24 protein-coding genes are annotated in these 25323 nt (G+C 33.2%); 14 read left to right on the top strand and 10 right to left on the bottom strand.

The window, feature by feature from the left end; all coding sequences use genetic code 11:
- Positions 1 to 151 precede the first annotated feature (151 nt).
- From EV143_RS05095 to EV143_RS05075, 5 genes are all read left to right on the top strand, one after another.
- Positions 152 to 529 carry a cupin domain-containing protein gene (locus tag EV143_RS05095; protein ID WP_133506892.1) on the top strand — a complete coding sequence of 126 codons (378 nt, stop codon included), beginning with the start codon at positions 152 to 154 and terminating at the stop codon, positions 527 to 529.
- A 139-nt stretch (positions 530 to 668) separates the two neighbouring features.
- Positions 669 to 1691 carry an alpha/beta fold hydrolase gene (locus EV143_RS05090; RefSeq protein ID WP_133506891.1) on the top strand — a complete coding sequence of 341 codons (1023 nt, stop codon included), beginning with the start codon at positions 669 to 671 and terminating at the stop codon, positions 1689 to 1691.
- A gap of 66 nt (positions 1692 to 1757) precedes the next feature.
- Positions 1758 to 2528, top strand: coding sequence for a DUF1223 domain-containing protein (locus tag EV143_RS05085; RefSeq protein ID WP_133506890.1), 771 nt, complete (start codon positions 1758 to 1760; stop codon positions 2526 to 2528).
- A gap of 637 nt (positions 2529 to 3165) precedes the next feature.
- Positions 3166 to 4182 carry a sensor histidine kinase gene (locus tag EV143_RS05080; protein WP_133506889.1) on the top strand — a complete coding sequence of 339 codons (1017 nt, stop codon included), beginning with the start codon at positions 3166 to 3168 and terminating at the stop codon, positions 4180 to 4182.
- Positions 4163 to 4930, top strand: a complete 768-nt coding sequence (locus EV143_RS05075) for a LytR/AlgR family response regulator transcription factor (RefSeq protein ID WP_133506888.1) — start codon at positions 4163 to 4165, stop codon at positions 4928 to 4930. The genes EV143_RS05080 and EV143_RS05075 overlap by 20 nt, the downstream gene beginning before the upstream one ends.
- A 61-nt stretch (positions 4931 to 4991) precedes the next feature.
- On the opposite strand, the gene EV143_RS05070 is transcribed toward EV143_RS05075, so the two are convergent.
- From EV143_RS05070 to EV143_RS05055, 4 genes are all read right to left on the bottom strand, one after another.
- Positions 4992 to 5786, bottom strand: a complete 795-nt coding sequence (locus EV143_RS05070) for a DUF1223 domain-containing protein (protein WP_133506887.1) — start codon at positions 5784 to 5786, stop codon at positions 4992 to 4994.
- 317 nt (positions 5787 to 6103) lie between these two features.
- Positions 6104 to 6916: a helix-turn-helix domain-containing protein gene (locus EV143_RS05065; RefSeq protein WP_133506886.1), complete on the bottom strand. Its 813-nt coding sequence runs from the start codon at positions 6914 to 6916 to the stop codon at positions 6104 to 6106.
- Positions 6917 to 7190: 274 nt separating this feature from the next.
- Positions 7191 to 8069: an oxidoreductase gene (locus EV143_RS05060; protein WP_133506885.1), complete on the bottom strand. Its 879-nt coding sequence runs from the start codon at positions 8067 to 8069 to the stop codon at positions 7191 to 7193.
- Positions 8070 to 8410: 341 nt separating this feature from the next.
- Positions 8411 to 8806, bottom strand: coding sequence for a DoxX family protein (locus EV143_RS05055; protein WP_133506884.1), 396 nt, complete (start codon positions 8804 to 8806; stop codon positions 8411 to 8413).
- Between the two features lie 253 nt (positions 8807 to 9059).
- Between EV143_RS05055 and EV143_RS05050 the strand changes: the two genes are divergently transcribed.
- The 9 genes from EV143_RS05050 (at position 9060) to EV143_RS05010 (ending at position 20056) form a co-directional block, all read left to right on the top strand.
- Positions 9060 to 9542 carry a TlpA family protein disulfide reductase gene (locus tag EV143_RS05050; protein ID WP_133506883.1) on the top strand — a complete coding sequence of 161 codons (483 nt, stop codon included), beginning with the start codon at positions 9060 to 9062 and terminating at the stop codon, positions 9540 to 9542.
- A 3-nt stretch (positions 9543 to 9545) separates the two neighbouring features.
- The gene (locus EV143_RS05045; protein ID WP_133506882.1) at positions 9546 to 10154 is read left to right on the top strand and encodes a thioredoxin family protein; all 609 of its coding nucleotides are present in this window, start codon (positions 9546 to 9548) and stop codon (positions 10152 to 10154) included.
- Between the two features lie 227 nt (positions 10155 to 10381).
- Positions 10382 to 11008, top strand: a complete 627-nt coding sequence (locus EV143_RS05040) for a LuxR C-terminal-related transcriptional regulator (protein WP_133506881.1) — start codon at positions 10382 to 10384, stop codon at positions 11006 to 11008.
- 172 nt (positions 11009 to 11180) lie between these two features.
- Positions 11181 to 12713, top strand: a complete 1533-nt coding sequence (locus EV143_RS05035; protein WP_133506880.1) for a pyridoxal phosphate-dependent decarboxylase family protein — start codon at positions 11181 to 11183, stop codon at positions 12711 to 12713.
- Between the two features lie 6 nt (positions 12714 to 12719).
- Positions 12720 to 14051 (top strand): lysine N(6)-hydroxylase/L-ornithine N(5)-oxygenase family protein, encoded by a 1332-nt coding sequence (locus EV143_RS05030; protein WP_133506879.1) that lies wholly within the window; start codon positions 12720 to 12722, stop codon positions 14049 to 14051.
- Positions 14052 to 14053: 2 nt separating this feature from the next.
- Positions 14054 to 15169, top strand: a complete 1116-nt coding sequence (locus tag EV143_RS05025; protein ID WP_133506878.1) for a heparan-alpha-glucosaminide N-acetyltransferase domain-containing protein — start codon at positions 14054 to 14056, stop codon at positions 15167 to 15169.
- Positions 15170 to 15256: 87 nt separating this feature from the next.
- Complete coding sequence (locus EV143_RS05020) at positions 15257 to 17644, top strand: GNAT family N-acetyltransferase (protein WP_133506877.1); 2388 nt, start codon at positions 15257 to 15259, stop codon at positions 17642 to 17644.
- 11 nt (positions 17645 to 17655) lie between these two features.
- Positions 17656 to 18252: a GNAT family N-acetyltransferase gene (locus EV143_RS05015; protein WP_133506876.1), complete on the top strand. Its 597-nt coding sequence runs from the start codon at positions 17656 to 17658 to the stop codon at positions 18250 to 18252.
- A 10-nt stretch (positions 18253 to 18262) separates the two neighbouring features.
- Positions 18263 to 20056: an IucA/IucC family protein gene (locus tag EV143_RS05010; protein WP_133506875.1), complete on the top strand. Its 1794-nt coding sequence runs from the start codon at positions 18263 to 18265 to the stop codon at positions 20054 to 20056.
- A gap of 265 nt (positions 20057 to 20321) precedes the next feature.
- Here the strand turns inward: EV143_RS05010 and EV143_RS05005 are convergent, their stop codons facing one another.
- The 6 genes from EV143_RS05005 to EV143_RS04985 all read right to left on the bottom strand — a co-directional run bounded on the left by EV143_RS05005 (position 20322) and on the right by EV143_RS04985 (position 25092).
- A complete protein-coding gene (locus tag EV143_RS05005; protein ID WP_133506874.1) occupies positions 20322 to 20570 on the bottom strand; it encodes a hypothetical protein in 249 nt (82 codons plus the stop codon).
- Positions 20571 to 20868: 298 nt separating this feature from the next.
- Positions 20869 to 21258, bottom strand: coding sequence for a RidA family protein (locus tag EV143_RS05000; protein ID WP_133506873.1), 390 nt, complete (start codon positions 21256 to 21258; stop codon positions 20869 to 20871).
- Positions 21259 to 21570: 312 nt separating this feature from the next.
- On the bottom strand, positions 21571 to 22134 hold the full coding sequence (locus EV143_RS04995; protein ID WP_133506872.1) for a Crp/Fnr family transcriptional regulator: 564 nt from the start codon (positions 22132 to 22134) through the stop codon (positions 21571 to 21573).
- A 196-nt stretch (positions 22135 to 22330) separates the two neighbouring features.
- Positions 22331 to 23284, bottom strand: coding sequence for a GmrSD restriction endonuclease domain-containing protein (locus tag EV143_RS21650; RefSeq protein ID WP_208111254.1), 954 nt, complete (start codon positions 23282 to 23284; stop codon positions 22331 to 22333).
- Positions 23248 to 24174 carry a DUF262 domain-containing protein gene (locus EV143_RS21645; protein ID WP_208111253.1) on the bottom strand — a complete coding sequence of 309 codons (927 nt, stop codon included), beginning with the start codon at positions 24172 to 24174 and terminating at the stop codon, positions 23248 to 23250. Before EV143_RS21645 ends, EV143_RS21650 begins: the two co-directional genes overlap by 37 nt.
- Before the next feature lie 21 nt (positions 24175 to 24195).
- Entirely contained in the window at positions 24196 to 25092 is an 897-nt protein-coding gene (locus EV143_RS04985) for a DUF6615 family protein (RefSeq protein WP_133506871.1), read from the bottom strand.
- Between the last annotated feature and the right edge of the window lie 231 nt (positions 25093 to 25323).

Raw genomic sequence — 25323 nt, 5'->3', positions numbered from 1 at the left:
TAAAAAATAAAATCTACTCAATCTGCAAAATCTGCGTAAAAAATAGCTAACACATAGATTAATTTGAAAATCAATACGAAATCTAAGTATTCGAAAACACACACAACAATTCAAAAGATATGAAAACAAATAAAAATTCCAGTTATATACCATTGCTATTCTAAGTTTTATAGCATTTACCATTTCAAATAATGCATCAGCGCAAAAATCAGGGATTACACGAACCGATTTACAAAAACACGACATAAGTGTCGTTGGACACGAAACTGTTCAAGCACGAATCGATTTTGAGCCTCATACGGCTTTTGGGAAACATTCTCATCCCGGCGAAGAAGTTATTTATGTTTTGGAAGGTTCTCTAGAATATCAAGTTGAAGATAAAACGCCAATAATATTAAAAGCCGGAGAAGTACTTTTTATTCCCGCAGGCCAAATTCACTCCGCTAAGAATCATACTAATAGCAAAGCTTCAGAGCTGGCGACATACATTGTTGAAAAAGGGAAACCTATTCTGGTACTGGCTAAATAATTAAAACCTTATGTTTTTGTCTGTCCGTTTCAGCCGCAACTTTGTCCGTTTCAACTATTTTCTGATTGTAAAAGGACCGTTGCAAGAATACCTTTGACGAAGAAATTAACTAATAATCAAACTATTAAAAATAATAATCATGAAAACACTACAAAATAACCAAAGCAGTTTCGTAAACAGAGTAGCTTCTAAAATAGTGCTAATTGCAGCTTTGTTTTTTACAATGACAGCAATCAATGCACAATCAGAAAAACAAACAACAACAAGTTCTCTTGGAACATTAAAACAAATTAATGCCGGACTTTTAAACGTAGGGTATACCGAAGCCGGACCTTCAACAGGAAAACCCGTAATTTTGCTTCACGGCTGGCCGTACGACATTCACAGTTACAATGAAGTAGTGCCAATATTAGTGGCAAAAGGTTACAGGGTAATTACGCCCTATTTAAGAGGATCAGGAACAACGACTTTTCTTTCTAAAGATACTTTTAGAAACGGACAACAAGCAGCACTTGCAAGCGATATCATTGCTTTGATGGATGCGCTTAAAATTGATAAAGCCATTATTGGAGGTTTCGATTGGGGAGCAAGAACAGCCGTAGTTATGGCAGCACTTTGGCCGGAACGCTTAACCGGATTAGTTTCTGTAAGCGGTTATTTAGTTGTAAATCTTGAAGCAAACTTAAAACCATTGCCTCCAACAGCAGAATTAGGATGGTGGTATCAATATTATTTTGCTACCGAAAGAGGAAAATTAGGTTATACCCAAAATACTTATGAATTCAATAAACTGATCTGGAAAATAGCTTCTCCTTTATGGAATTTCGATAAAGCAACTTACGACCAAACCGCACAATCGTTTGATAATCCGGATCATGTAGCAATCGTAATTCATAATTACAGATGGAGACAATCGCTTGAAGCCGGAGAGTCTAAATACGATTCTCTAGAGAAAAAACTAGCTTCAAGACCTGAAATAAAAGTCCCAACGATTACAATAGGCAGCGATTTCGACGGCGCAAACGCTGATGGAAAAGCATACGCGAGTAAATTCACAGGAAAATATGCCCACAGAATTCTAAAAGGAATAGGACACAATGTACCACAAGAAGATCCGAAGGCATTTGCACAGGCGATTATTGATGTGGACGGACTTAAATAAATCAATTAAAAATTAAAACAAATAATCACTGTTTTAAAGCCTTAAAGAAATCGTAAAGACAGAATTATGAAAAAAATAAAAGTACTACCAGCATTTTTTATCACACTACAGCTAATGGCAATGACAGCTTTTGGACAAAACAATACAGAGAAAAAAGCCGTAAAGGGATTTGCGCTTTTAGAATTATACACTTCAGAAGGCTGCTCCAGTTGTCCGCCTGCGGATGAATTGATGGTAAGAATTCAAAATGAATACAAAGAAGACAATGTTTATATTTTGGCGTATCATGTTGATTATTGGGACAGACAAGGCTGGAAAGATATTTTTAGCAACGCCGATTTCACTAAAAGGCAATACGAATATTCAACGTTTTTAGGAAAAGAACAAGTTTATACGCCACAACTAATCGTTAACGGAAAAGCAGATTATATCGGTTCACAAGAAACAATTGTGAAAGCTGCAATTAAATCTGCACTTTCTCAACCCGTTGTTGCCGACTTATATTTAGAAGCCAGTCAAAGCAACAATAATCTTACTGTAAATTATGCTGTTGAAGGAACTTCAAAAAACAGCAGTTTGTTAATTGCGATTGTTCAAAAACATGCTAATAGCAATGTCAAAAGAGGGGAGAATGCTAATCGTGTTTTATCGCATTATCAAATCGTTCATCAGTTGCAAAGTGTAGATTTAAGTAAGGCCAAAAAAGGAACAACATCCATTCGTTTGCCTAAAAATTTTGAGGCTAAAGAGTTTGAAATAATCGGCTTTGTGCAGGATAAAAAATCCGGAAGTATTTTAGCAGTAAATAAGACAGTTTTGCAACAAATATCGTTATAATTATTTGTTTATTAATTCAATATAAAAAGTCTCTTAATTGAGGCTTTTTATATATGAAAAATACAGCTATTTAGTTTAAAATTTTTATTTACATTAATGATTTTAAATATCTAAATATCAATAATTTATTGTTCTTGATTTTTGTAATAATTAGCAATTGTTTTATTAAACCTATAAAATTGATTTTCCAATAATATTAAATCCTTTTTTAAGTCATTTTTCTTTCTTTTAATGGAAAGGTAAAGGCTAATTTTAAGTGTGTTTTTCAATGATATTGGAATTATCACAAAAAATTCAATTTATATACATTGAAAAAATATTTTTTAACTAAAATTTTAAACTCTGAAATAGAGAAAATAAAATCACTTTTTTAAGATTTTAAAATCGCTAATTTTTATAAATAAATATACAAAATGATCATTTTTAGTATTATGACGAAATGGCAGTCGCTATAATTTTAATTTCATAAGTGATATAATACCAGATACTTTACTTAATATATCTAAAGTTATAATTAAGTATTATTATGAATGAAATTTTCCGGTCCTTTAAAAATTAGAAATCATTTTTTAGGCATAAAATACTTTTAAAATATCCTATCTTTGGCAAAGCAAGATCAAAAAAACAGACTAAAATTATGGAAAAAATAAAACGCTTTCAGGTTTCTCTAAAGGTCATTTGGGGAAGTTCTATAGCACTGGCAATTCTTGCTTCAATTCCCAAATTATTTGATGTATATTCTACGCCTGGAGATATCGTAATTAACTCATCCATTACGTTGTTATTTTCTATTTTTATATGGTATTACAATATCTACAGTTTGCCCAAATTTTCGACAAAACGAACCAGTACAAGTTTATTTAACTGGAAATTGTTATTAAGCGTTATAATGGGGATTTTAGTAATGATTTTGATTGTAATTGGACATCAGGAACTTTTTCAGATTTCTAAGATGGATGCACCAATTATGTTTGAATTGCGAGGTCTTTTAATCAATTTGATTGTTTACATGTTTTTGCACTTGCTTTTTCAAAACTATCAAACCCAACAAATAGGCGCAGAACTGGAACTTACGAAAGCTCTAAATCTGGGCGCGCAATATGAACTTTTAAAGCAACAGGTCAATCCACATTTTTTATTCAACAGTTTAAATACTTTAAAATCGATGGTTGATATTCAGGATCCACAAAGCTCAGATTTTATTTTGAAACTATCTGATTTTTATCGATTTACATTAGAAAGCCGAAAGTTAGACTTGATATCACTTCGTGAAGAACTTCAGATCTTAGATTCGTATGTTTATTTACTAAAAGCCCGTTTTGAAGACGGTTTTGTTTTGAATAGTAACATCGATCAAAAACAATACGATGCTGCAATTCCGCCTTTTACTTTGCAATTGTTAATCGAGAATTGCATTAAACATAACGTTGTTTCGCTCGATAAACCCTTGCAAATCGATTTATATACCGAAAATGATTTCCTGGTTATCGAAAACAAAATTCAGCTTAAAAGAGGCGTATTATCGACCGGAGTAGGTTTAGATAATATCAATCAGCGTTTTATGCATTTGGTTCATAAGGAAATAGAAATTGATAAAAATGAAACTACTTTTAAAGTAAAAATACCACTGATTTATGACTATCGTAATAATTGAAGATGAAGTAAAAACGGCCAAAGCACTTGGTCAGCTAATTTTGAGTATCAGACCAGATGCTCAAATTCTGTCGTACATTCAAAGTATTGATGGAGCGGTGAGTTATCTTTCAGAAAATGATCAGCCGGATCTTATTTTTATGGATATTCAGCTTGCTGACGGTTTATGCTTTGAAATTTTTAAAAACGTCGCCGTATTATCACCTGTGATATTCTGTACTGCCTTTGATGATTATGCGATTGAAGCATTCAAATCAAACGGAATTGATTATGTATTGAAACCTTTTTCAAGAGAAAGCATTGCACAGGCCATTAAAAAAGCGGGAGAATTGAAGAACTTCTTCCAAAGAAATAAAAAAGCCATGCCAGATTTCGAGTATTTATTAACCAGGACCGGTGAAAATACAGGAAAAAGCAGCTTTTTGGTTTTTAAAAACAATAAGTACCAAACTGTTTTAACAGAGAATATTGCGTTTTTTTACATTAAAAATGAAACGCCAACCATTATGTCTTTTGATAAAACAGAATATCAATTAACACAATCGCTTGATGAGGTTCATAAACTATTATCGCCAACACAATTCTTTAGAATCAACAGGCAATATTTGGTTAATTTTTCGGCTATAAGAGAAGCAGAACACTATTTCTCACGCAAATTAATCATCAAACTAACCGTTCCAACCGAAGAGAAATTACTGGTAGGAAAGGAGAAAGCTACTGCTTTTTTGACATGGTTAGAGAACAGATAATAAGTTTGTGTGTTTTTTTTAAACACATAGAAACATAGATTTAAACACAATAAAAGCTGATTTATGATTTTAAATCAGCTTTTGTTGTTACAGAGATTTTTCCTGTACTTGTGTTTTGTATAAAACCTATTAACTGCCAGTTAGTTGCGTTATAATTTTCTGGCTTTGTGATAGTCACATTCCCTTCTTTTTCAGAAATAGAAAAACTCTTAAGCTCTTTCACAATCTGAACGTGATTTAACGTATTTCCCTTGTTTTCACCGCGTTGTACTTTAGAAATTCCTTTTCGCAATATTGTTGCAATAAATATTTTTTTGTTTTTATCAACTGAATTTGTTTCGAAATGAATCGCTATCGAATCGTTATCAGAATGAGTAGTAAGTTTCAACGTATCAATTTGTTTAGTTTTTAAGGCATCAGCAATTTTTTGAGAAAGTGCGGCTTCATTATAACCTGCAAATTCAGCATTTCCGTTAATAATAAACTGAGGCGTATACATCACGTACAAATTTAACCAATCCTTATAATGTTGCTGACGGTTTGTAAATTCAGCCGAACTAAATTGGTCCTTCCAGCCCAAACGATCCCAATAATCAACATGATACGCCAGAAAATAAATGTTTTGGCCGTTAGATTCAAGTTGTAATTTTGCCATCAATTCGTCTGCTGGCGGACAGCTTGAACACCCTTCAGAAGTAAAAAGTTCTACTATAGCAAAGCCTTTATTATTTGTCGATTTTATCTCGGTTTTTGCTGCTTTTTTTTCTGATAATTCCATTTCAGGAAACATAAAGCAATTCAGAAAAAAGAGCCCGGAAAGCATAATTGCTAAAAAGAGAAAGATTCTATTTTTCATAATTTTTCATTTAAAATTGGATTGAAATTCTATTATTTCTCTCAAAGGTAGAATCGTAATCGCTGATTTATAAGTGAATAATAGCGAACCGTCCAAATTAGGAGGTGAATAGTCCATTTAGTGCTTTAAATAAAACTGAACGTTGAAATGGTTTTTTACCACAGAGGTCGCAATGTTTCTAAAATGCATGCTGTATAAAAAGTAAAGTTCGCAAAGCTTTGTGTTGAAACAGCTTTGCGAACTTTGTGTTTTGTGAACGTAATATTGAGTAAAATCTTAGCGATCTTTGCGGTAAAACCCCATTTCGAACCTGAAAACTAAATTTTCGAAGGCGACAATCCAAATTGTTTTTTGAATGCAAATGAAAAATGCGAAAGATCTTCAAAACCCACTTCCAGATATACTTCAGAAGGAGTTTTTCCTTGCTCTTTAATCTGATAATATGCTTCCTGCAATCTTTTTTGTAATAACCATCGGCTGGGAGAATTATTAAAAATACGTTGAAAATCCCTTTTAAAAGTAGCCAGACTGCGGCCTGTGAGATATGCAAAACGGTCTAATTGTACATTAAAATGAAAATTCTTCTTCATGAAAGCTTCGAGATCTATCTTTCCAGGTTCGTTGAAGTCAAATAAAATATCTTTTAATCCCGGTTGGCATTGCAATAAAACAGTAATCGCTTCATTTACTTTTAAAGTCTGAAGATCTTCGTTAATTAATTGATCATCATTGATGTATGGAATCAAAGAATTCATGAGACTTTTAAGTAATGGCACTTCTTTTAAATGAAAAACAGTTTCTGTTTCCGGACTTTTAATCAAATTGGTTTTCTGGTTGTATTGTATAGAGAAATCCCGCAGTGCATTCTGATTCAGATAAATAGAAATAGACTGAAAACCAATATTCGGATCGGGTTGTTTGATGAACTTAATAAGCTGATTTCTTCTAATAAACCGAAAATCACCAGGCTTAAAAAGATATTCTTTAGTGCCGTTATTCAAAGTAAGTTCCCCCGAAATCTGAAAACTCATAACATGTTCAGCAGCAAATTGCTCGCCTTCCCGATTTTGGGTATAGTAGCAAGAATAGGCAATAGGCGATTTTTTCTGATTTATTTTAGAATCGTTCATATCACAAATTTATAAAAAAAGCAATCAGCATCGAATACCTTTTACCCGATGCTGATTTTGTTTTTAGTTAGATAAATATATATTTAAACACATAAAGACATAGTTTTTTCTTGATCTATAAGGCGTTTAACTTGCTTAAGCAAACATAGCTATGTGTGAAAATCTAGATTTTTTCAAACGTCTTTTATTTAAAAGTAATTCTATGTTTCTATGTGTTTAAAAAATTATGCGTTATACTGAGATTTATTGATTTTTGCAATTGAAATTGCAATTATTACTTTTTACCAGTATACCATTTACCCTGTGTTGTATTTAAAAAGTTTTCGGACTCATCATGATCTGTAGATAAACTAACATCCATCCATTTTTCCATTTCTTCTTTTCGTATTTCGTCAGCATTTTTTAAGAGCCCAATTGCTTCGCTTCCCAAAACAAGATGCATTGGCGGATTTGGATGTGAAGCTAAATCTAACATTACTTTAGCTGCTTTTTGAGGATCTCCAACCGGAACAAAATTTCCACCTTTGAAGAAATCCGTACGCTGTTTTACCATTTCGTAGCCTTCAATATCATCCGCATAAGTCATTGATACTCCAGCCCAATCGGTACGGAAACCTCCTGGTTCAACGCTTGTTACGAATATGCCAAGCGGAGCAACTTCTTTTACCAATGCTTCTGTAAATCCGCTTAAGCCGAATTTTGCTGCCTGATACATTGTTAAAGCGGGATTTCCAACGCGGCCGCCAACAGAGCTAATTTGCAAAATACGTCCCGAACCTTGTTTGCGCATAAAAGGCAATACAGCGCGAGTAATTGCGATTGGTGCGTATAAATTGGTTTCTAACTGACTACGAACCTGCTCATTTGTATACGCTTCTGCTGCGCCAATGATTCCAAATCCTGCGTTGTTTACCAATACATCAATCCTTCCGAAATGTTCGACAGCTGTTTTTACTGCATCGTTAACCTGATCATGATTGTTAACATCTAATGTAATTGGCAGAATTTGATCTTTAAACCTTTCTTTTAAATCATTTAACTGATTAATGTCTCTTGCCGTAGCAGCAACTTTGTCACCGCTTTCTAAAACTGCCTCTGTAAGATTACGTCCTAATCCTCGAGAACTTCCTGTAATAAACCATATTTTATTCATTGTAATTGTGTTTTAAATTCATTACAAATTTACGGTAGAAGCAAAGTTTGTTGTTTTGTTGAAAAGCTCAAATTTGTTTGTTATAAAGATCAAACAAAATATAAAATATTTTCATTTAATAAAATAGTCGCGAAGCCACAAGATAAAGTTTGGGACTTCGCGACTTTGCGACATTAAAATGTAAGCTTGTTTTTTAAGCCACAGATTGAAGGATAAAAATGATTTTTTTTCACGCAGATTTTGCAGATTAGAGCAGATTTAATTTTAAAACAGGAAATAAACTATCTGCTTAAATCTGCTTAAATCCTTTTTAAAATCTGCGTGAAATAAAATTAATAAGCTTACTCTAAACTTTTAATGGTATAAGTGGCAACATACAATCTTCTAAACATAATATACGTAACGCTAACCATTATAAAAGCAATAATTGCATCAATTGTTGCTGGAAAACCTAATACAGCAAGTTTGGAGAAAAAGGCAAAAGTAATGTCAAAAAAGATTCCCGCAAATACCCATTCTTTCAAACGAAGCAATTTATTCGGAATCAATAAAGTGATTACTCCCAATACTTTCAGTATACCAAGTAAATAAATAAAATGGGGCGGATAGCCCAATTGTACTGTAATTTCCCAAACAATTTTGTTGGTTGTAAGTTCAAAAAATCCGCTGGCACCAAACCATAAAGAAGTTAAGATGATACCTGTCCAGTAAATAATTTTTGTTGTTTTTGCATTCATGTTTTTAATGATTTTAAGTTGTTAAACAGGACAAATTTGCTTGATTGGCGTTAACTTTCATATTCAAATTTTGCCGAAACGTACAATTTAAACTTTGAAATAGACAATCTGAAGTTCGATTTGAATTCTAATCTTAATCACTCTGCAACTAACTTTTGAAGGATATTTATTAACAATAAATTACAATTTTGAAATCTCATTAGTTTTATATTTGTGTAAACAATTACCTAACTCAACTGAAATACCACATTAGATGAAAGAAATAAAAGCTTTTAAGATTTTTCTTTTTGTATGCTTAGCCTTTTCATTAAACGCTCAAAGTCAGAAAGTAAAGCTGCTAAATGTAGATCAGCTTCAGGAAAGAATCAAAAACGGAAAAGACAGTACGTATGTAGTGAACTTCTGGGCAACCTGTTGTGCGCCATGCATTAAAGAGTTACCAAACTTTGAAAAACTTGGCTCAGAGTATAAATCAGAAAAATTGGCCGTATTATTGGTCAGCGTTGATTTTAAATCGAAATTGGCCTCTAACATAGAACCTTTTGTAAAAAGGAAGAATCTAAAAAGTGAAGTTTTTCTTTTAAATGAAAGCAATCCTCAGGAATATATCGATCGTATTGATCCTTCATGGTCGGGAAGTATTCCGGCAACACTTTTTATCAAAAACGATAAAAGAAAATTTATCGAAAGCGAACTTACTTACGAACAATTACTTACCGAATATAAAAAACTATAAATTATGAAAAAGTACATCTCCTTAGTATTATTTTTAAGTGCCTTTATTGCTCAGGCACAAGCCCCAACACTAAAAGCCGGACAAACTGCACCGGATTTTAAACTTAAAAATGTAGACAATAAAGAAGTTTCATTTGCCAGTTATCCTGATGCAAAAGGTTTTATCGTTGTATTTACCTGTAACACATGCCCGTACGCAAAAGCTTACGAGCAAAGAATTATTGATCTTGATAATAAGTTTAAACCACAAGGTTATCCCGTAATTGCTATTAATCCAAACGATCCTGAAGCATCAAAAGCAGATACTTTTGATAAAATGAAGGAATTGGCAAAAGAGAAAAAATATTCATTTCCGTATCTATTTGATAAAGGACAAGTGGTTACAGATCAATACGGTGCGAAACATACACCACATTTATTTTTGGTTTCTAAAACAGCAAAAGGAACTGTTGTAGAATATACCGGAGCAATTGATAATGATCCTGAAGGAACAAAAGACGAAAAAACGAAATATGTTGAAGATGTAATCACATCATTAAAAAACAATCAAAAACCAACGATAACAGAAACAAAAGAAATTGGCTGTACGGTAAAAAGGAAAGCTAAAGCATAAATTATTTCTTTAAAATATAACGTCTCATTAAAGTGAGGCGTTTTTTTATGCTTTAAAATTAAGAATAGCTAATAATGAGAAATAAATCAGCATTGTTAGTATCTTATTGTCACTGTAACCTTTCTTTCTATCACTAGCGATTATAAGAAAATAACTATTTTTTTTGACTAAATTATACTCCAATTCAATTTAATTAGTAATTTTGTTTAGAATAAATCTAAATAGTGATGAAAAATTTCCTTCTGGCTGATTCCGAAAACCTACACATAATCGGATTGAGGCACACACTTAAAAAGTTGGTAAAAACACCCAACTTAAAAGTGGCAAATTCAAGAGAAGAATTGTTTAAGTGTTTGGATAAAAATGATATAGAATGTTTGATTATTGACCCCAATAATATTTTTTTGTTTTATGATGATGATCTTAAAACCATCAAAACAAATTATCCTAAATGCAAAATTATAATTCTTTCATATTTTAAGAACAAGCAAACCATTAACAGCTTTTTAAAAGATAATATAAATGGCTTTATATCAAAAGATTGCGAAGAACAAACCATTTATGATGCCTTGTATAAAATTCAGCACGGAGAACGCTATTTATGCCCCAAAACCTTAAATGCGCTTATTGATGTTTTTGCTTTACCAACTGCAGAAACTGATGAAAAACTTACTTTAAGAGAATTTGAAATCCTAAAGCAAATAGCACAGGGAAACAACGGAAAAAGTATCGCATCGCAGCTTTTTATCAGCATACATACTTTCAGGACACACCGCAAAAACATTATGAAAAAGACCGGAAGACATACTACTTCTGAATTGATTTTGTACGCATTAGAGAAAAAAATAAAGTAATTGTTGTATTACTTAAGACATTTTTATGCTCATGTTTCTACTACAAATGCGGTATTTTGCATACCTCATTTATAGAAATCATTTTCACTTTTTTATGGTATTGATTTAATTTTCGTACAAATCTACATTTGTCAAAACTATTCTTTAGAATCAATCTAAATAAATACCACAAATGGAGGCACAAGAAAAATTAGGAACAATACTGCAGGAAGTTGTAATTGATAATGCGTACAATAAACATGTTTTTTCTAACAATACTAAATCAATTGGGATTTATAAGAAAAGCATGAAAAAGGCCATTAAAACAATTGGAAATCATTTAAAAGAAAGAGATACACCGTTTACTGGAGCCAGTATTTCGACGATTAAACAAAAAATCGACAACATTTATCTCGAAGAAAACAAGAACGGGAAAAGCCTTGATTATGTTCTGGATGAATTGAAAGACATTTATTTAGATGATTGTATTCATTTTCATAACCCGAAATACATCGCGCATCTTAATTGCCCAATTCTTACGCCAACACTTGTGGCAGAAGCTTTTATATCGTCATTAAATTCTTCGATGGATACATACGATCAAAGTACGGGAGCGACTTTTATCGAATTAAAATTGGTAGAATGGACGCTTGATAAACTGGGTTATCCGGAAAACGCTGACGGAATTTTCACCAGCGGTGGTACGCAATCGAACATGATGGGATTGCTTTTGGCAAGAGATCATTACATCAAAAAACATTACGGAATTGATCCAAAAATGGATGGATTGCCTCCTGAAGCTTCAAAATTCAGGGTTTTATGTTCAGAAGTAAGTCACTTTAGTTTAAAGAAAAACTTGAGCCTTTTGGGTTTAGGACAAAATGCCGTGATTCCGGTTGCTGTAGATCCTGATTTTAAGATGAATACTAACGCATTGAAAAAAGTAATTCAGCAACAAAAAGATTTAGGCAATATCCCGATTGCGATTGTGGGGACAGCTGGCACGACTGATTTTGGTTCTATAGATCCGTTGACTGAAATTGCTAAAATTGCCAGTCAAAACGACATTTGGTTTCACGTCGATGCGGCCTATGGCGGCGGTTTACTAATCAGTAACATTCATAAAGAAAAATTGAGCGGAATCGAATTATCAGACTCCGTTACCATCGATTATCACAAAACGTTTTATCAGCCCGTAAGTTCAAGCGGCTTTTTTATGAGAGATAAATCATTTGTAGATTACATTAAATACCACGCTGATTATCTGAATTCTAAAGAACAGGAAGACGAAGGAATTCCAAACATGGTCAAAAAATCAATTCAGACCACACGCCGTTTTGATGCCTTAAAATTGTGGTTTACTTTAAGAATGATAGGAACTGAAGGTTTGAGTTCTTACATGGAAAAAGCCATTGCCAACGCACAATTTACCGCAGATTTATTAAGAAACAGAGATGATTTTGAAATCATTCATAAGCCTGAAATTAGTGCAATTGTGTTTCGTTATACACCTTTTACCGGAAACGGAAATTCGTATTGCGGCATCAACAGTTACATTCGTAAAGCTATTTTTAACGAAGGTAAAGCTATCATAACCAGTACAAAAGTCTACAATGAAGTATTTCTGAAATTCACTCTATTAAATCCGTTAACAACGCCTAAAGACATTGAAGAAATCATTGATCTGATCGTATTTCACGGAAATGAATATTCACTAATAAATTAAAATATCATGCAAAATAAAACATACGATTTCATCGCCGTTGGAGTAGGACCTTTCAATTTAAGTCTGGCCTGCCTTACCGCACCAATTGAAAATTTAGACGGGTTATTTTTCGACAAAAACGATTCTTTCAACTGGCATCCGGGAATGTTGCTGCAAGACACAACGTTACAAATTCCGTTTATGGCCGATTTAGTGACTTTGGCAGACCCAACAAGTCCGTTTAGTTTCTTGAATTACATCAAAGAACAAGGCAAAATGTATTCATTTTACATTCGTGAAAACTTCTTGTTATTAAGAAACGAATACAATCAATATTGCCAGTGGGCGATTAAAAAACTGCCGAATATTTATTTTAATACTGAAGTTACGGCGATTGAATACGATGAAAATCAGCAGCTTTATATCGTAACTACACTTTGCACTAAAACAGCTGTTACGACCATTTACAAAACTAAAAAAATTGTTTTAGGAACAGGAACAGCACCGCATATTCCGAAATCCTGCCAATCTTTAAAAGGAAAAGCAATTCATTCCTCAGCTTATATTCAGAATAAAGCTTCACTTCAAAAACAAAAATCAATTACGGTTTTAGGAAGCGGACAGAGTGCTGCCGAAGTTTTCAACGATTTATTGCAGGAAATTGATGTTTACGGCTATCAATTGAACTGGATTACGAGATCTTCTCGCTTTTTTCCGATGGATTACAGCAAGTTAACGCTCGAAATGACTTCTCCTGAATATGTAGATTATTTTTATAATCTTCCTTCGGACAAAAGAGATCATTTGCTTAAAAACCAGAAATTATTGTACAAAGGAATCAATAAAGACTTGATTGCAACGATTTTCGATACGATTTACAACAAAAAAGTAATTACAGAAATTGATGTGAATTTAAGAACCAATGCCGCTTGTACCAAAGGAACTTATAATGAAGAAAATCAGTATTTTGAGTTGGAATTGCATCAGGTGGAACAAGATAAAAGATACCGTCATAAAACCGATGCATTGGTTCTGGCAACAGGTTACGGTTACAAATTGCCCCAATTTTTGGAAGGAATTGCAAACCGAATTCAATGGGATGAAAAAGGACGTTTTGCAACCAACAGAAATTACAGCATCGATAACAATGCTAACGAAGTTTTCGTGCAAAACGCAGAACTCCACACACACGGATTCGTAACGCCGGATTTAGGAATGGCTTGTTACCGAAACTCTTACATCATTAAAGAAATCACCGGAGTCGAACATTACGCTGTAGAAACCAAAATTGCATTTCAGGAATTTGGTGTTCCCGCAGCAGAAGTGATTGAATCTCCGGCATTTGAAACCATCGCATAATTATGGAAACAGCACAACCAAAAAAGAGGGTTTTGGCAATCGATTTTGCCAGAGGAACTAGTGTAATTTTAATGATGATGGTGCATACCATGTTAATTTACGGTACCATTGCCACACAAACCAATACCGTTTTAGGAGAAATTATTTTATGGTTAGGCCGCGGAACAACTATGTTTTTGGTAAGTATGGGAATTTCTTTTGTGTTATCAAGACGACAAAGTTTTCTGGCGGTTTGTAAAAGAGCTTTATACATTCTCGCTGTTGGTTACGGAATGAATATTTTGAAATTTCTGGTGCCAGAATTTATTTTTGGAGGACTTCCGGAAGCTTTTGTTTCAGCTTATGGTTTAAAATCAGGCACTTTAGAAACAGGAATTTTCTTTTTGCTTTTGGGCGATATCCTGCAATTGGCCGGAATTACTTTGTTTATCATGGGGCTTATCGATCATTTTAGCAAAAGCAAATATATTCCGTTGATTGTGGCTTTGTTAATCACTTCTATTTCAAAAGAATTAAGCGGTTTCAGAGTCGGAATTGCGGGTTTAGATTATATCTGCGATCTGTTTTTTAGCAATCAGTTTAATGTCTATTTCCCTGTTTTTCCGTGGAGTGCTTTTATTTTAATCGGCATGTTTTTAGGAAGATGGTATAAAGAACTTAACGAAAATCAGGATTTATTTTTCAAGAAAATGCTGCTTGTTGGTTTGGCTTTTATTGCCGTTGGAGGATTTTTAAACTTCTCAAATCCGGAATATCATTTTGGCGATTATTATCATTTAGGACCAGGCGGAAGCATTTTATTACTCGGAACGAACCTGGTTTTATACTGGCTCACAAATATTATTGTTAATCTTTTTAAAGAAGATAACCCAGTGTTTACTTTATTGACTTTCTGCAGCAAACACGTCACAAGTTTGTACGTAATTCAATGGGTTTTGATCAATTGGGGCATGTATGTTTTGGGTTTCTGGGAACACGATCAATGGATAGTTTTAGGTTTGTTTCCGGTTGTTATTGCGACAAGTCTAAGCATTCAACTTGCTTATAATGAAATTAAAATAGTCCTAAGTCAAAAGTCCAAAGTCGAAAGTCTAAGAAATCTAAAATCTCCAATCTAAAATTAAAATAGTCCAAAGTCCAAAGTCTAAAGTCGAAAGTCTAAGAAATCTAAAATCCAAAATCTCCAATATAAAATCTAAAATCAAATGAGTACATATAAACCTATATACAGCACAACCATTCCGGATTTCGGGACTATAGATTTTCGTCCATTGCAATTACCTGCCGATGCAGAAATAATTCATGATTGGGTCAATCGTGATTATGCGCAATATTGGGGCATGCAGGGGAAAAATCTGGAAGAAGTTCGATTAGAATATGAAAAAATCACTAAAGAATCTGATGTATTTATCGGACTCGTAAATGGCGAAGTTTCTTTTTTATTAGAACGCTACAATCCAAAACAAGATATCATTGGTAACTATTATACCGTTCAGGATTACGATTGTGGCATTCATATTATTGTCGCGCCATCAACAAAACCCGTACATCAGTTTACTTGGCACATTTTTTCGAGTATCATCAAGTTTATTTTCAGAGATCTTACCATCGAAAGAATCCTTGTCGAGCCGGACATTCGTAACAAAAAAATGTTCGATATGTGCCACCGCGTAGGTTTTGAAGATGCCGATGTGGTCCATTTACCGCATAAAACCGCTTTACTCGCATTTTGTACCAGAGAGCAATTCATTAAAAAAATAGATTCATTTAACCTCAATTATACTGAAATGAATACCGAAAATCAATTAGAATATCCCGAGAAAGCCATTACACACATTCAGCCCGAAGTTTGGGAGAAAGCCAATCGATTGTTGGTCAAAAAAGCCATTTGTGAGTTTTCGCACGAACTTTTAATCGAACCAATATTAGAATCTGCAAATACATATTCGTTGTTTTCTGATGATCAATCAGTTAAATATACTTTTAAGGCAGAACAATTGGCTATGAATCATTTGAATATTGAAGTCAATTCGATTTCAAAATATAAAAATGGAATGCCAGTTCCTTTAGATGCTGTTGATTTTATTCAGGAATTTAAAACCAGTTTAGGGATTTCAGAGCAATTGATTCCGTCTTATCTGGAAGAAATTATAAGCACACTTTACGGAAGCTGTTATAAATTATTAAAAGAAAATTCCACTTCAAAATCATTAGCGAACTCTGATTTCCAAACCATTGAACAAGCCATGATGGAAGGACATCCTGGATTTGTGGCCAATAACGGCAGAATTGGTTACAACAGCATGGATTACAAAGCCTACGCGCCTGAAGCCGGAAATCCGTTCAGGATTTTATGGCTCGCCGGACACCGCGACAGAACTGTTTATGCCGGAACTAAAAAACTGGATTACGATACGTTGATTCAACAGGAATTAGGATCTGAAACCATCGCAAAATTCAATGCCACGATTTCAGAAAAAGGAGAAAATCCAAATGATTATTTCTTTATTCCCGTGCATCCGTGGCAATGGTTTAATAAACTGGCCAATTTGTTTTCGCCTGAAATCGCCAAACAAAAACTGATTTGTGTAGGTTACGGACCCGATTTATATCAGGCACAGCAGTCGATCAGAACGTTATTCAATTTGAGCAATCCTAAAAAATTATATACCAAAACATCGCTTTCGATCCTGAATATGGGCTTTATGCGAGGCTTACCGGTATTTTATTTAGGAACAGCGCCGGAAATGGCAGAATGGCTGGATCAATTATTAAGTGGTGACGAATATTTGCAAAAAGTAGGTTTCGGAATGTTGGGCGAAGTCGCTTCTGTAAGTTACATTAATCCGTATTTTGAGAGCTTCGGAAAACACAATCCGTATAATAAAATGATTGCATCTTTATGGAGAGAAAGCCCGGTGGCAAAACTCAAAAACGACGAACAACTGATGACAATGGCGGCACTTTTACACTTGGATAAAGACGGAAATTCACTGTTATCTGAAATTATAAAAGCGTCTTCATTATCCATAGACAATTGGCTTGCCGAATATTTCAAGGTGTATCTGAGTCCGTTATTGCATTGTTTTTATCAATACGATCTGGTTTTTATGCCACACGGCGAAAACCTTATTTTAGGATTAGAAAATCACGTTCCGGTGCGTTCTTTCATGAAGGATATTACCGAAGAAGCAGTGATTCTAAACCCTGATGTAGTAGTTCCCAAAAACATTGACCGTATTTATGCCGAAGTTCCGGAAGACGTAAAATTACTTTCCATTTTTATTGATGTTTTTGATGGGTTTTTCCGTTTCATGTCGGCTATTTTAGTTTCGAGTGATAATTATTCTGAAGATCGTTATTGGGAATTGGTGGCAGAATGTATCTCTGATTATCAGGAACAAAACCCATATCTCGAAGCTAAATTCGAGCAATATGATTTGTTTGCTAATGAATTTCAGTTGTCCTGCCTGAACCGTTTGCAGTTGAATAACAACAAAACCATGATTGATCTTGATGATCCTGTGGCGTTATTACAATTTCAGGGAAAATTGCAAAACCCGATCGCTCCGTATAAAAAAATAACAGCTTAATTCCGAAACAGATGAATAGTATAATAAATCATCCTGAAAATGATGTCATAACAGATGTTGTTTTTGTAAAAACAATTCCCGGTTTAGGGGTTTTTGAGCTGCGTCCGATTGATATGGAACTTGATATTCCGTTGATACACAATTGGGTAAATCGTGAATATGCCGTGTATTGGGAAATGAATGGATTTTCTGAAGAAGAAGTAAAAAACACCTACTATAATATTCAGGAAAAAGCACAGGTTTATATGGGCAAATTCAATAACAATGTCGCTTTTTTATTAGAATGTTATAATCCTGAAGATGATATTATAGGCAAATATTACGAATCGCAAAAAGGCGATAAAGGCATGCACATATTGGTTGCACCATCAGAAAAGCCAATTCCGAATTTTACCTGGAACATTTTTACCGTCATTCTTGATTTTATTTTTAGTGATGGCAAAAACCAAAGAATTGTTGTAGAACCGGATGCCAGAAACCATAAAATTCATTTACTGAATAAAAGAGCCGGATTTGTTTTTCAGCGTGTTCTCGATTTGCCGCACAAACAGGCACATCTCGAGTTTTGCACACGCGAGGATTATTACAAGGCATTACAATCGGTTTAATTTGATAGAAATGAAAACACCAACCCAAAATATACAGCATTTAACGAAGGAGAATTGGGATAAGGCCAATGCTATCTTGCTCAAGAAAACGTTAAGCGAATTTGCTCATGAATTGTTGATTCAGCCAATTTCTAATGGAAATAATTTATATAGTATTTGTTCTCCTGATAAAAAGGTCGAATATACTTTTGAAGCTTCAATTTTGGCTTTACATCATTGGTCGATTGCTGTAGATTCTATACAAAAGACAATTGAAGGAAAAAATTCGCCTTTACGTTTATTAGAATTTATTATTGAATTTAAAGATACTTTAGGCATCAGCGAAAGCCTTTTGCCAACGTATCTCGAAGAAATCACAAGTACGTTATATAGCACAGCGTATAAAATCGCGAACGAAAAATATTCGTCAAAAGATTTATTAGCGCTTGATTATCAAATTATCGAACACGCCATGACTGAAGGGCATCCGTGTTTTGTGGCCAACAGCGGAAAAAATGGTTTTAATATTGATGATTTTGCTACTTTTTCTCCTGAAGCGAACGCGCCCGTAAAATTATTATGGCTTGCAGGGCATAGGAGCAAAGCAACGTTTACAGCGATTGAAACTTTAGATTATCAAAAAGTATTGCAGCAGGAATTGTCTGCGGAAAACATTTCATTGTTTGAAAATGTACTGAAATCGCAGAATTTGAATGTCGAAGATTATTATTTCTTTCCCGTGCATCCGTGGCAATGGTTCAATAAACTGGCTTTGATTTTTGCTCCCGATATTGCCGAAAATCATTTGGTTTGTCTGGGTTATGGTGATGATGAATATTCGGCACAACAATCGATTCGGACTTTTTTTAATACTTCGTCACCAGAGAAATTTTATGCAAAAACCGCACTTTCGGTCATCAATATGGGATTTATGCGCGGACTTTCCCCGTATTATATGGAAAGCACGCCCGCGATTACCGAATGGGTTGCCAATTTGGTTGAAAACGATTCGTATTTGCAGCAAAAAGGCTTTACACTTTTGGGCGAAGTAGCCACAATTGGTTATCGCAATTTCTTGTACGAACCTCTAGGCCGAAGCATTCCGCATAATAAAATGCTGGCTACTTTATGGCGCGAAAGTCCGATTCCGAAACTAGAAAATGGACAACATATCATGACAATGGCAGCTTTATTGCACGTTGACCAATCCGGAAATGCTTTTGTTGATGAATTGATTCAGAAATCCGGAATTAACGCAAAAACCTGGATTAGCCGTTATTTAGACGCTTATCTTTCACCTTTATTGCATTGTTTTTACGAGCATGAAATAGTTTTTATGCCACATGGCGAAAACCTGATTTTGGTTTTAGAAAATCATATTCCCGTAAAAGCGATTATGAAAGATATTACCGAAGAAGTGATGGTTTTTAATGGAGAAATTCCGTTGCCAGAAAAAGTAAAACGCATTCACATTAATATGAAAGAACCTTTGAAAATTCTATGCATTTTTAATGATGTTTTTCAGTTTTATTTCCGTTTTCTTTCGGCTATTTTATCCGAAAGCAAAACACTTTCAGAAGAAGATTTCTGGTCTGCCGTCGCCGATTGTATTCACGAATACCAAGCCGAACAACCGCATTTGCAGGAGCAATTTAAAAAGTACAATTTGTTTGTTCCAGAATTTGATTCGTGTTGTCTGAACCGTTTGCAATTGCGTAACAATAAACAAATGCTCGATTTGGCAGATCCTATTGATAGTTTGCAGTTTGTTGGGAAGCTTTCGAATCCTGTGGCAGTTTTTAAGCAACAAGAGACTGTAATTTAAAAGTCACTTCTCGCAAAGGCGCAGAGGCGCAAAGTTTTTAATATTAAACCCGACAGGTTTTTAAAACCTGTCGGGTTTGTTTTGTTACGATTGAATCAAAATGGTTCTTTTTTTGTCATTTCGACGGAGGAGAAATCACACTCGTGATTCGACAAAGATTGGCGATTTGCATTGCGGAGTTACGAGTGTGATTTCTCCTCCGTCGAAATGACACAAATATTGCGTATAAACTTTGTGGCTTTGCTAGATTGTTTAAGTGGTATATTTAATCCTCAGAATTAATATCAATAATGTTTTTTACATTATTAATAAAAGCTTCGGTATTTTTAATTTCTTGTTGAATAGAAATATGATAATCAGATAAATTAAACTGATCGAGCATGTCTTTTTTGAGGTATTTGATCATCGATTCAATAGTTCGGGTATCGGTTTCGTTGTTTCGGTTTAATTCGCGTTGTTTGCTTTCCAGATAATCTAAAGTCTTTTTTAACTTTTGAACTTTTATTTTTTCCAACCTTTTTTTGTTCTTAAAATTTAATAAAAAAGACGATAATCAGGAACATAACAAACTCAATATTTTTTCCCAAAAAACGCAATAATGAATTAAACTTTATCTCATTACTAAATTTATCTTATCCCAGATTACCGTCTTCTTATACTTACGTTTTTAATGACGATTTGGATTTAGAAAATTAAAAATTAAAAAGTGAAAATTAAAAAGTGAGTTGTAAAAGTAAAATTATCGATCAACAATAACTCACATTTCACAACTCACAATTAACCATTAATAATTAACAATCAACCATTAACAATTACTTCACCACTGTTGCCTCGAATTCTACTTTCAATGTCTCAAAAAGGGTTTTTACTTCCATTAAACTTGTGGCTTGTTGAACGCCGTGTTTAGCAATCCATTCCTGAATGATATTGAAATTAGGCCAAAGTGCTTCCATATCAGTAGTATACATAGTCAGCCGAACAATTCCTTTTGGTTCGTATCCGGCTTTGGCAATTACTTGTTCCAGATTACTCAGGGCAAGTTTTATTTGCGATTCCATGTTTTCGTTGCTCGAAGTTCCGTCGGCGTTTACGGCGGCTTGTCCCGAAACATATAGCGTTCCTTCCGGATTTTTAACTTCTATGGCCTGGTTATAACTGCGTTCATTTTGCCATTCCCACGGGTTGATAATTCTTTTTTCCATTTGTTTAGCTTTTTTAGTTTGTGCCACTATTGGCATTGCTGTTAATACTAGTAATACTAAAATTTTTGATGTTTTTTTCACGATTACAGTTTAAAATTGATACTGCAAAGTTGGGCATAACATCCGGAAAAAGGTCTTGACATTCCTCACGATTATAAAGTGAGAAATGTCACATATAAGGGTTAGGAGTTATGAATTATGAGTTATGAGTTATGAGCTAGGAATGAAAATGTAAAAATGAAATCTGCAAAATCTGAGTGAAACAATTCCGATTTTAAAGATGAACTATTAACTGAGACTGAAAACTAAACTTTACGAAGATAAACGGCTTAAGGTTTCGCGCGAAACGCCCAAGTACGAAGCGATTAAGCTTTTTGGTACACGCTGAAAAAGTAAAGGATATTGTTTTAAAAGTTGTTCGTAGCGTTCTTTAGAATTCGAAGTCTGCCAGGAAATAATACGGCGTTGCGATCCCAGAAAACCAGAAGTGGCTTTCTCCAGATAAAAGCGTTCCATTTTTTGCAAACCGCTGCAAAGGTTTTTATACTGTTCGAGCGTGCAGTAAAGAACCTCAGTATCTTCCAGACATTCGAGTGACAAGGTAGCTTTGGTTTGTGTAAAAAATGCATAATAATCGCTTTCCCACCAATCTTCCATAGCGAAAGAAACGATGTGTTCTTTTTCTGAAGCATCGGTATGCACCAGTTTTAAAAGTCCCGAAATAACAAAGTAAGAATAGACAACCGCATCGCCTTGCTGAATAAGAAATTGGTGTTTCTTAAACTTTTTAGTTGTAAAATGAGAAGCCACAAATGCAAACTCATCATCCGTAAGCGGAATTATTTTTTCGATATGTTCTCTAAGGTTTGCCTGCATAAGGCTCAAAGTTATTGAAATTTTTGAGATTGGAAATAGGGGGAAGGATTATGATTTTTTTATTGAAGATAAATGATTGAATTTATAAGTAATAAAAAAAGCGCAAAGTCGGAGATATTTGCGCAGCTTTGATAATGAACACTTGGTAGAGCGGGGGATTATTTTTTAATTATGGATATTAATTAGCTCTTTTATGTTAATTCCAAATTATTTTGATCAAGTCAAATAATAATCTATGGCGCTCTTCCAACTCTTCTTTACCAAATTGTTCCATATGTCTGAACTTTAATTTATAGGTATTTATCATTTTGCTAAAGTCTAGTTTTGATTTATAAGTATCTTCTCTAAGAGTTTCATTCCAATAAAGAGTATTTGCATATGATTTTAGTTTCTTTTTATAAGCTTCATTATTGCTAGAAATATTATCTGCGCCTTTTAATAATAAAAGTCCACCAAGTCTATTTCTTTCTCTTTCGAATAGTTCTTCATCATTATTAAAGTGAGCTTTATTTTCTGAATTATATGATAATATATGTTCAACATGAAATCCATTCTTAGAACCTGTATTTTGTATTAGATCATAAAAATTATGCTTCATATTTAATTTTGTATTGTCAGCAATAAATTTTTCTATACGAGCAAAGAAATATCTTTTAAAACGTTTTTCTAATTCTATTCCTGTTTCTTTAAAAAAAGTATAATTGTAAAGACTTTCTACATTTATGCCCCTAACATCAGAAATATGTTGTAATAGGTACTTTTCAAAAACTTTGTCAATTTTTTCTATAGGTTGATTTCTTATCTCAGCACTTAATTTATAAATTTCGGTTGTAAATGAATTGCTGTTATAGCTCTTTTGTAATTGGAGAAGACAAAACATGCGGTCTAATTGCCGACTAACAGTAAATATCTTCTTTTCTTCGTCATTATCATTAATTTCACAAGCAGACATAATAAGCAAGAACTGATTGTTCATTGATATTAAATTATTATAATATGCATACGGCTGTAGATCATTAAAGCTTACAGCATATTGTAATATTTTATGATATAAATTTGTGTAGTATATGAAATCATTAAGTAAAAATTTTTTAACACCTTTTGCATTATGTTTTAATTTGAGTTCTTTATCATATTCGTCCTCAAACATAACTCTATGATAATCCTATCAAATTTTTGAGCTAAACCACGTGTGTCAGCAAGGTTTCCTTTAAGAAAATAGTTAAAAAACTCATCAATTTCATCTTCTTTAAAATCATTTATTTTTTTTACTTGATCCTCCCAAATATCATTAAGTTTTAGTTGAATTAATTCATCTTTTTCAATTTGCCCAAGAAGTTTTCCTTTTAAAATTTCATATGGCTTTAATTTAACACCCCTATCATTAATAACCTCAAAAACCATCGGAACTTCAGTTTGTTCAACAGCCAGATTAATTAATACTAATCTATTTAAGAAAAAAAAAATAAATGATTCCAATTTGTAAAGATTTCCAGAAAGTTCATTATCCAGCCATTTAGAAATACTTTGATAATTAGAAACCATATTTTGTGCAGTTATACCACTAGTAACGTCTATAGAATCAGACGCTAATCCATCTAACAATCCCTGCATAGCAATTTTATGCGCCTCATGATTCATCCAAAATTCTTTTTTAAAACCAGCATGACCAGAGATTTTATTCTTAACCCAATCAGTTAATTCAGATTTTTGTGATTCTGCCAAATGTTTAAGTTTAATGAGTATAAGGGTAATAGTTGTAAGTCTTTGCTGTCCATCTACCACATATATTTTACCATCAATTACGTTAGTGACATACGTATTTAGATAATACCAAGAATATTTAGTAATCAATTGTTCTAAAGGAATATCTGAATCTTTATGTTTTTTAAATTCTTCATTAAATTTATAAAAGATATCTTCCAAAAGCCTTTTTACAGGTTCTTCATTCCATTTATATTGTCTTTGATAGAAATCAATATAATAAGTTGTATTTGAAAAAACACGATCAATGTTTTGTTTGTCAGGTGAAATATCCATTCTTTTTGTTTGATTTTATAATTAATAATTATCGGTATTAATAATTATTAATGCTTGTGGTTTATATGTATCATTTTTTGGAACTTCAATTCTATAATTAAATTCTTTTATCAATCCTTCAACATTTATTTTTAAGATAGGAATAATTTCATCATCATCCTCAAATAATTCTTCGATTCCTGGAAGGAAAAAAAAGAAAAAATTTGCTCTACCTCTTCGTTTAATAATTCTAAATGCTCTATTAATCATTTCAGCAATTTCCACAGTAAAATATGATAATTCATGAAATGGAACTGCTAGATGTCCTTTTGTACTCTTGTGAAAATAAAATAAATGAGAAAAATATCGCCAAGTAAACATTTTAGGTGACATTGTTAAACCGCAATTAAAATGATAATCAGAAAATATTCTACTTCTTAACATCCTAATAGAATATGCAGAAGCTATTGTTATTCCTAAGCTTTCTTTATCAAAAGGTGTCATCGAATTATAGTGATTTTGCAAAGTAGGAGTATTTTCAGTTAGATGATTAAAAAAAGCATACATTCCTAAACTTCGTTCTGATTTTGAAAAATCTGACAATGTAGTTGCTTGAGGAAAGTCTATCTCTTCATATTTACTATTAATTTTTTTTCCTTTTAAAGTTTTTGCTTGAATAAATAGTCGTATAAATCTTCCTTTTGAAGGACTTCCTATAGCCAATTCAAAATCGTAACCTTTTATTTTTTCTTCTTTTGGAGGAATCATTAATATTTTTTCTATATCTGGACAATTAGCTCTTACAAGTTCCTTGATTGACATAGTTGTTAATCCTTCTTCCCTTACCTCATATATATGATATCTTGAATCATTTGGAATTGGCTCTAATTCATTCCAAACTTTATAAGCTGCTCTTTTTAATGCTTCTTCTAATGTCATTTTCAGTTGATTATTTTAAGATATTGATTACTAAAAATCTGCTTGATCCTTTCTTATTCTACAAATATTAGTTTTTAATAATTAGCCTCCTTACGGAAAACCATAATCCAACTAAATTTATTCTCAACAAGAATACCACTAAATAAAAATGCTACAATGCGTATTTATACGGGTTTTATAAAACACTACAACTTCTGATGAAAAAGATTGCCTAGCCCAGATAGAAGCGGT

The sequence above is a fragment of the Flavobacterium chryseum genome, assembly GCF_004362015.1.
Lineage (GTDB): Bacteria > Bacteroidota > Bacteroidia > Flavobacteriales > Flavobacteriaceae > Flavobacterium.
Note: the sequence above shows the minus strand (reverse complement) of the source record. Positions and strands in the feature narration are given on the sequence as shown.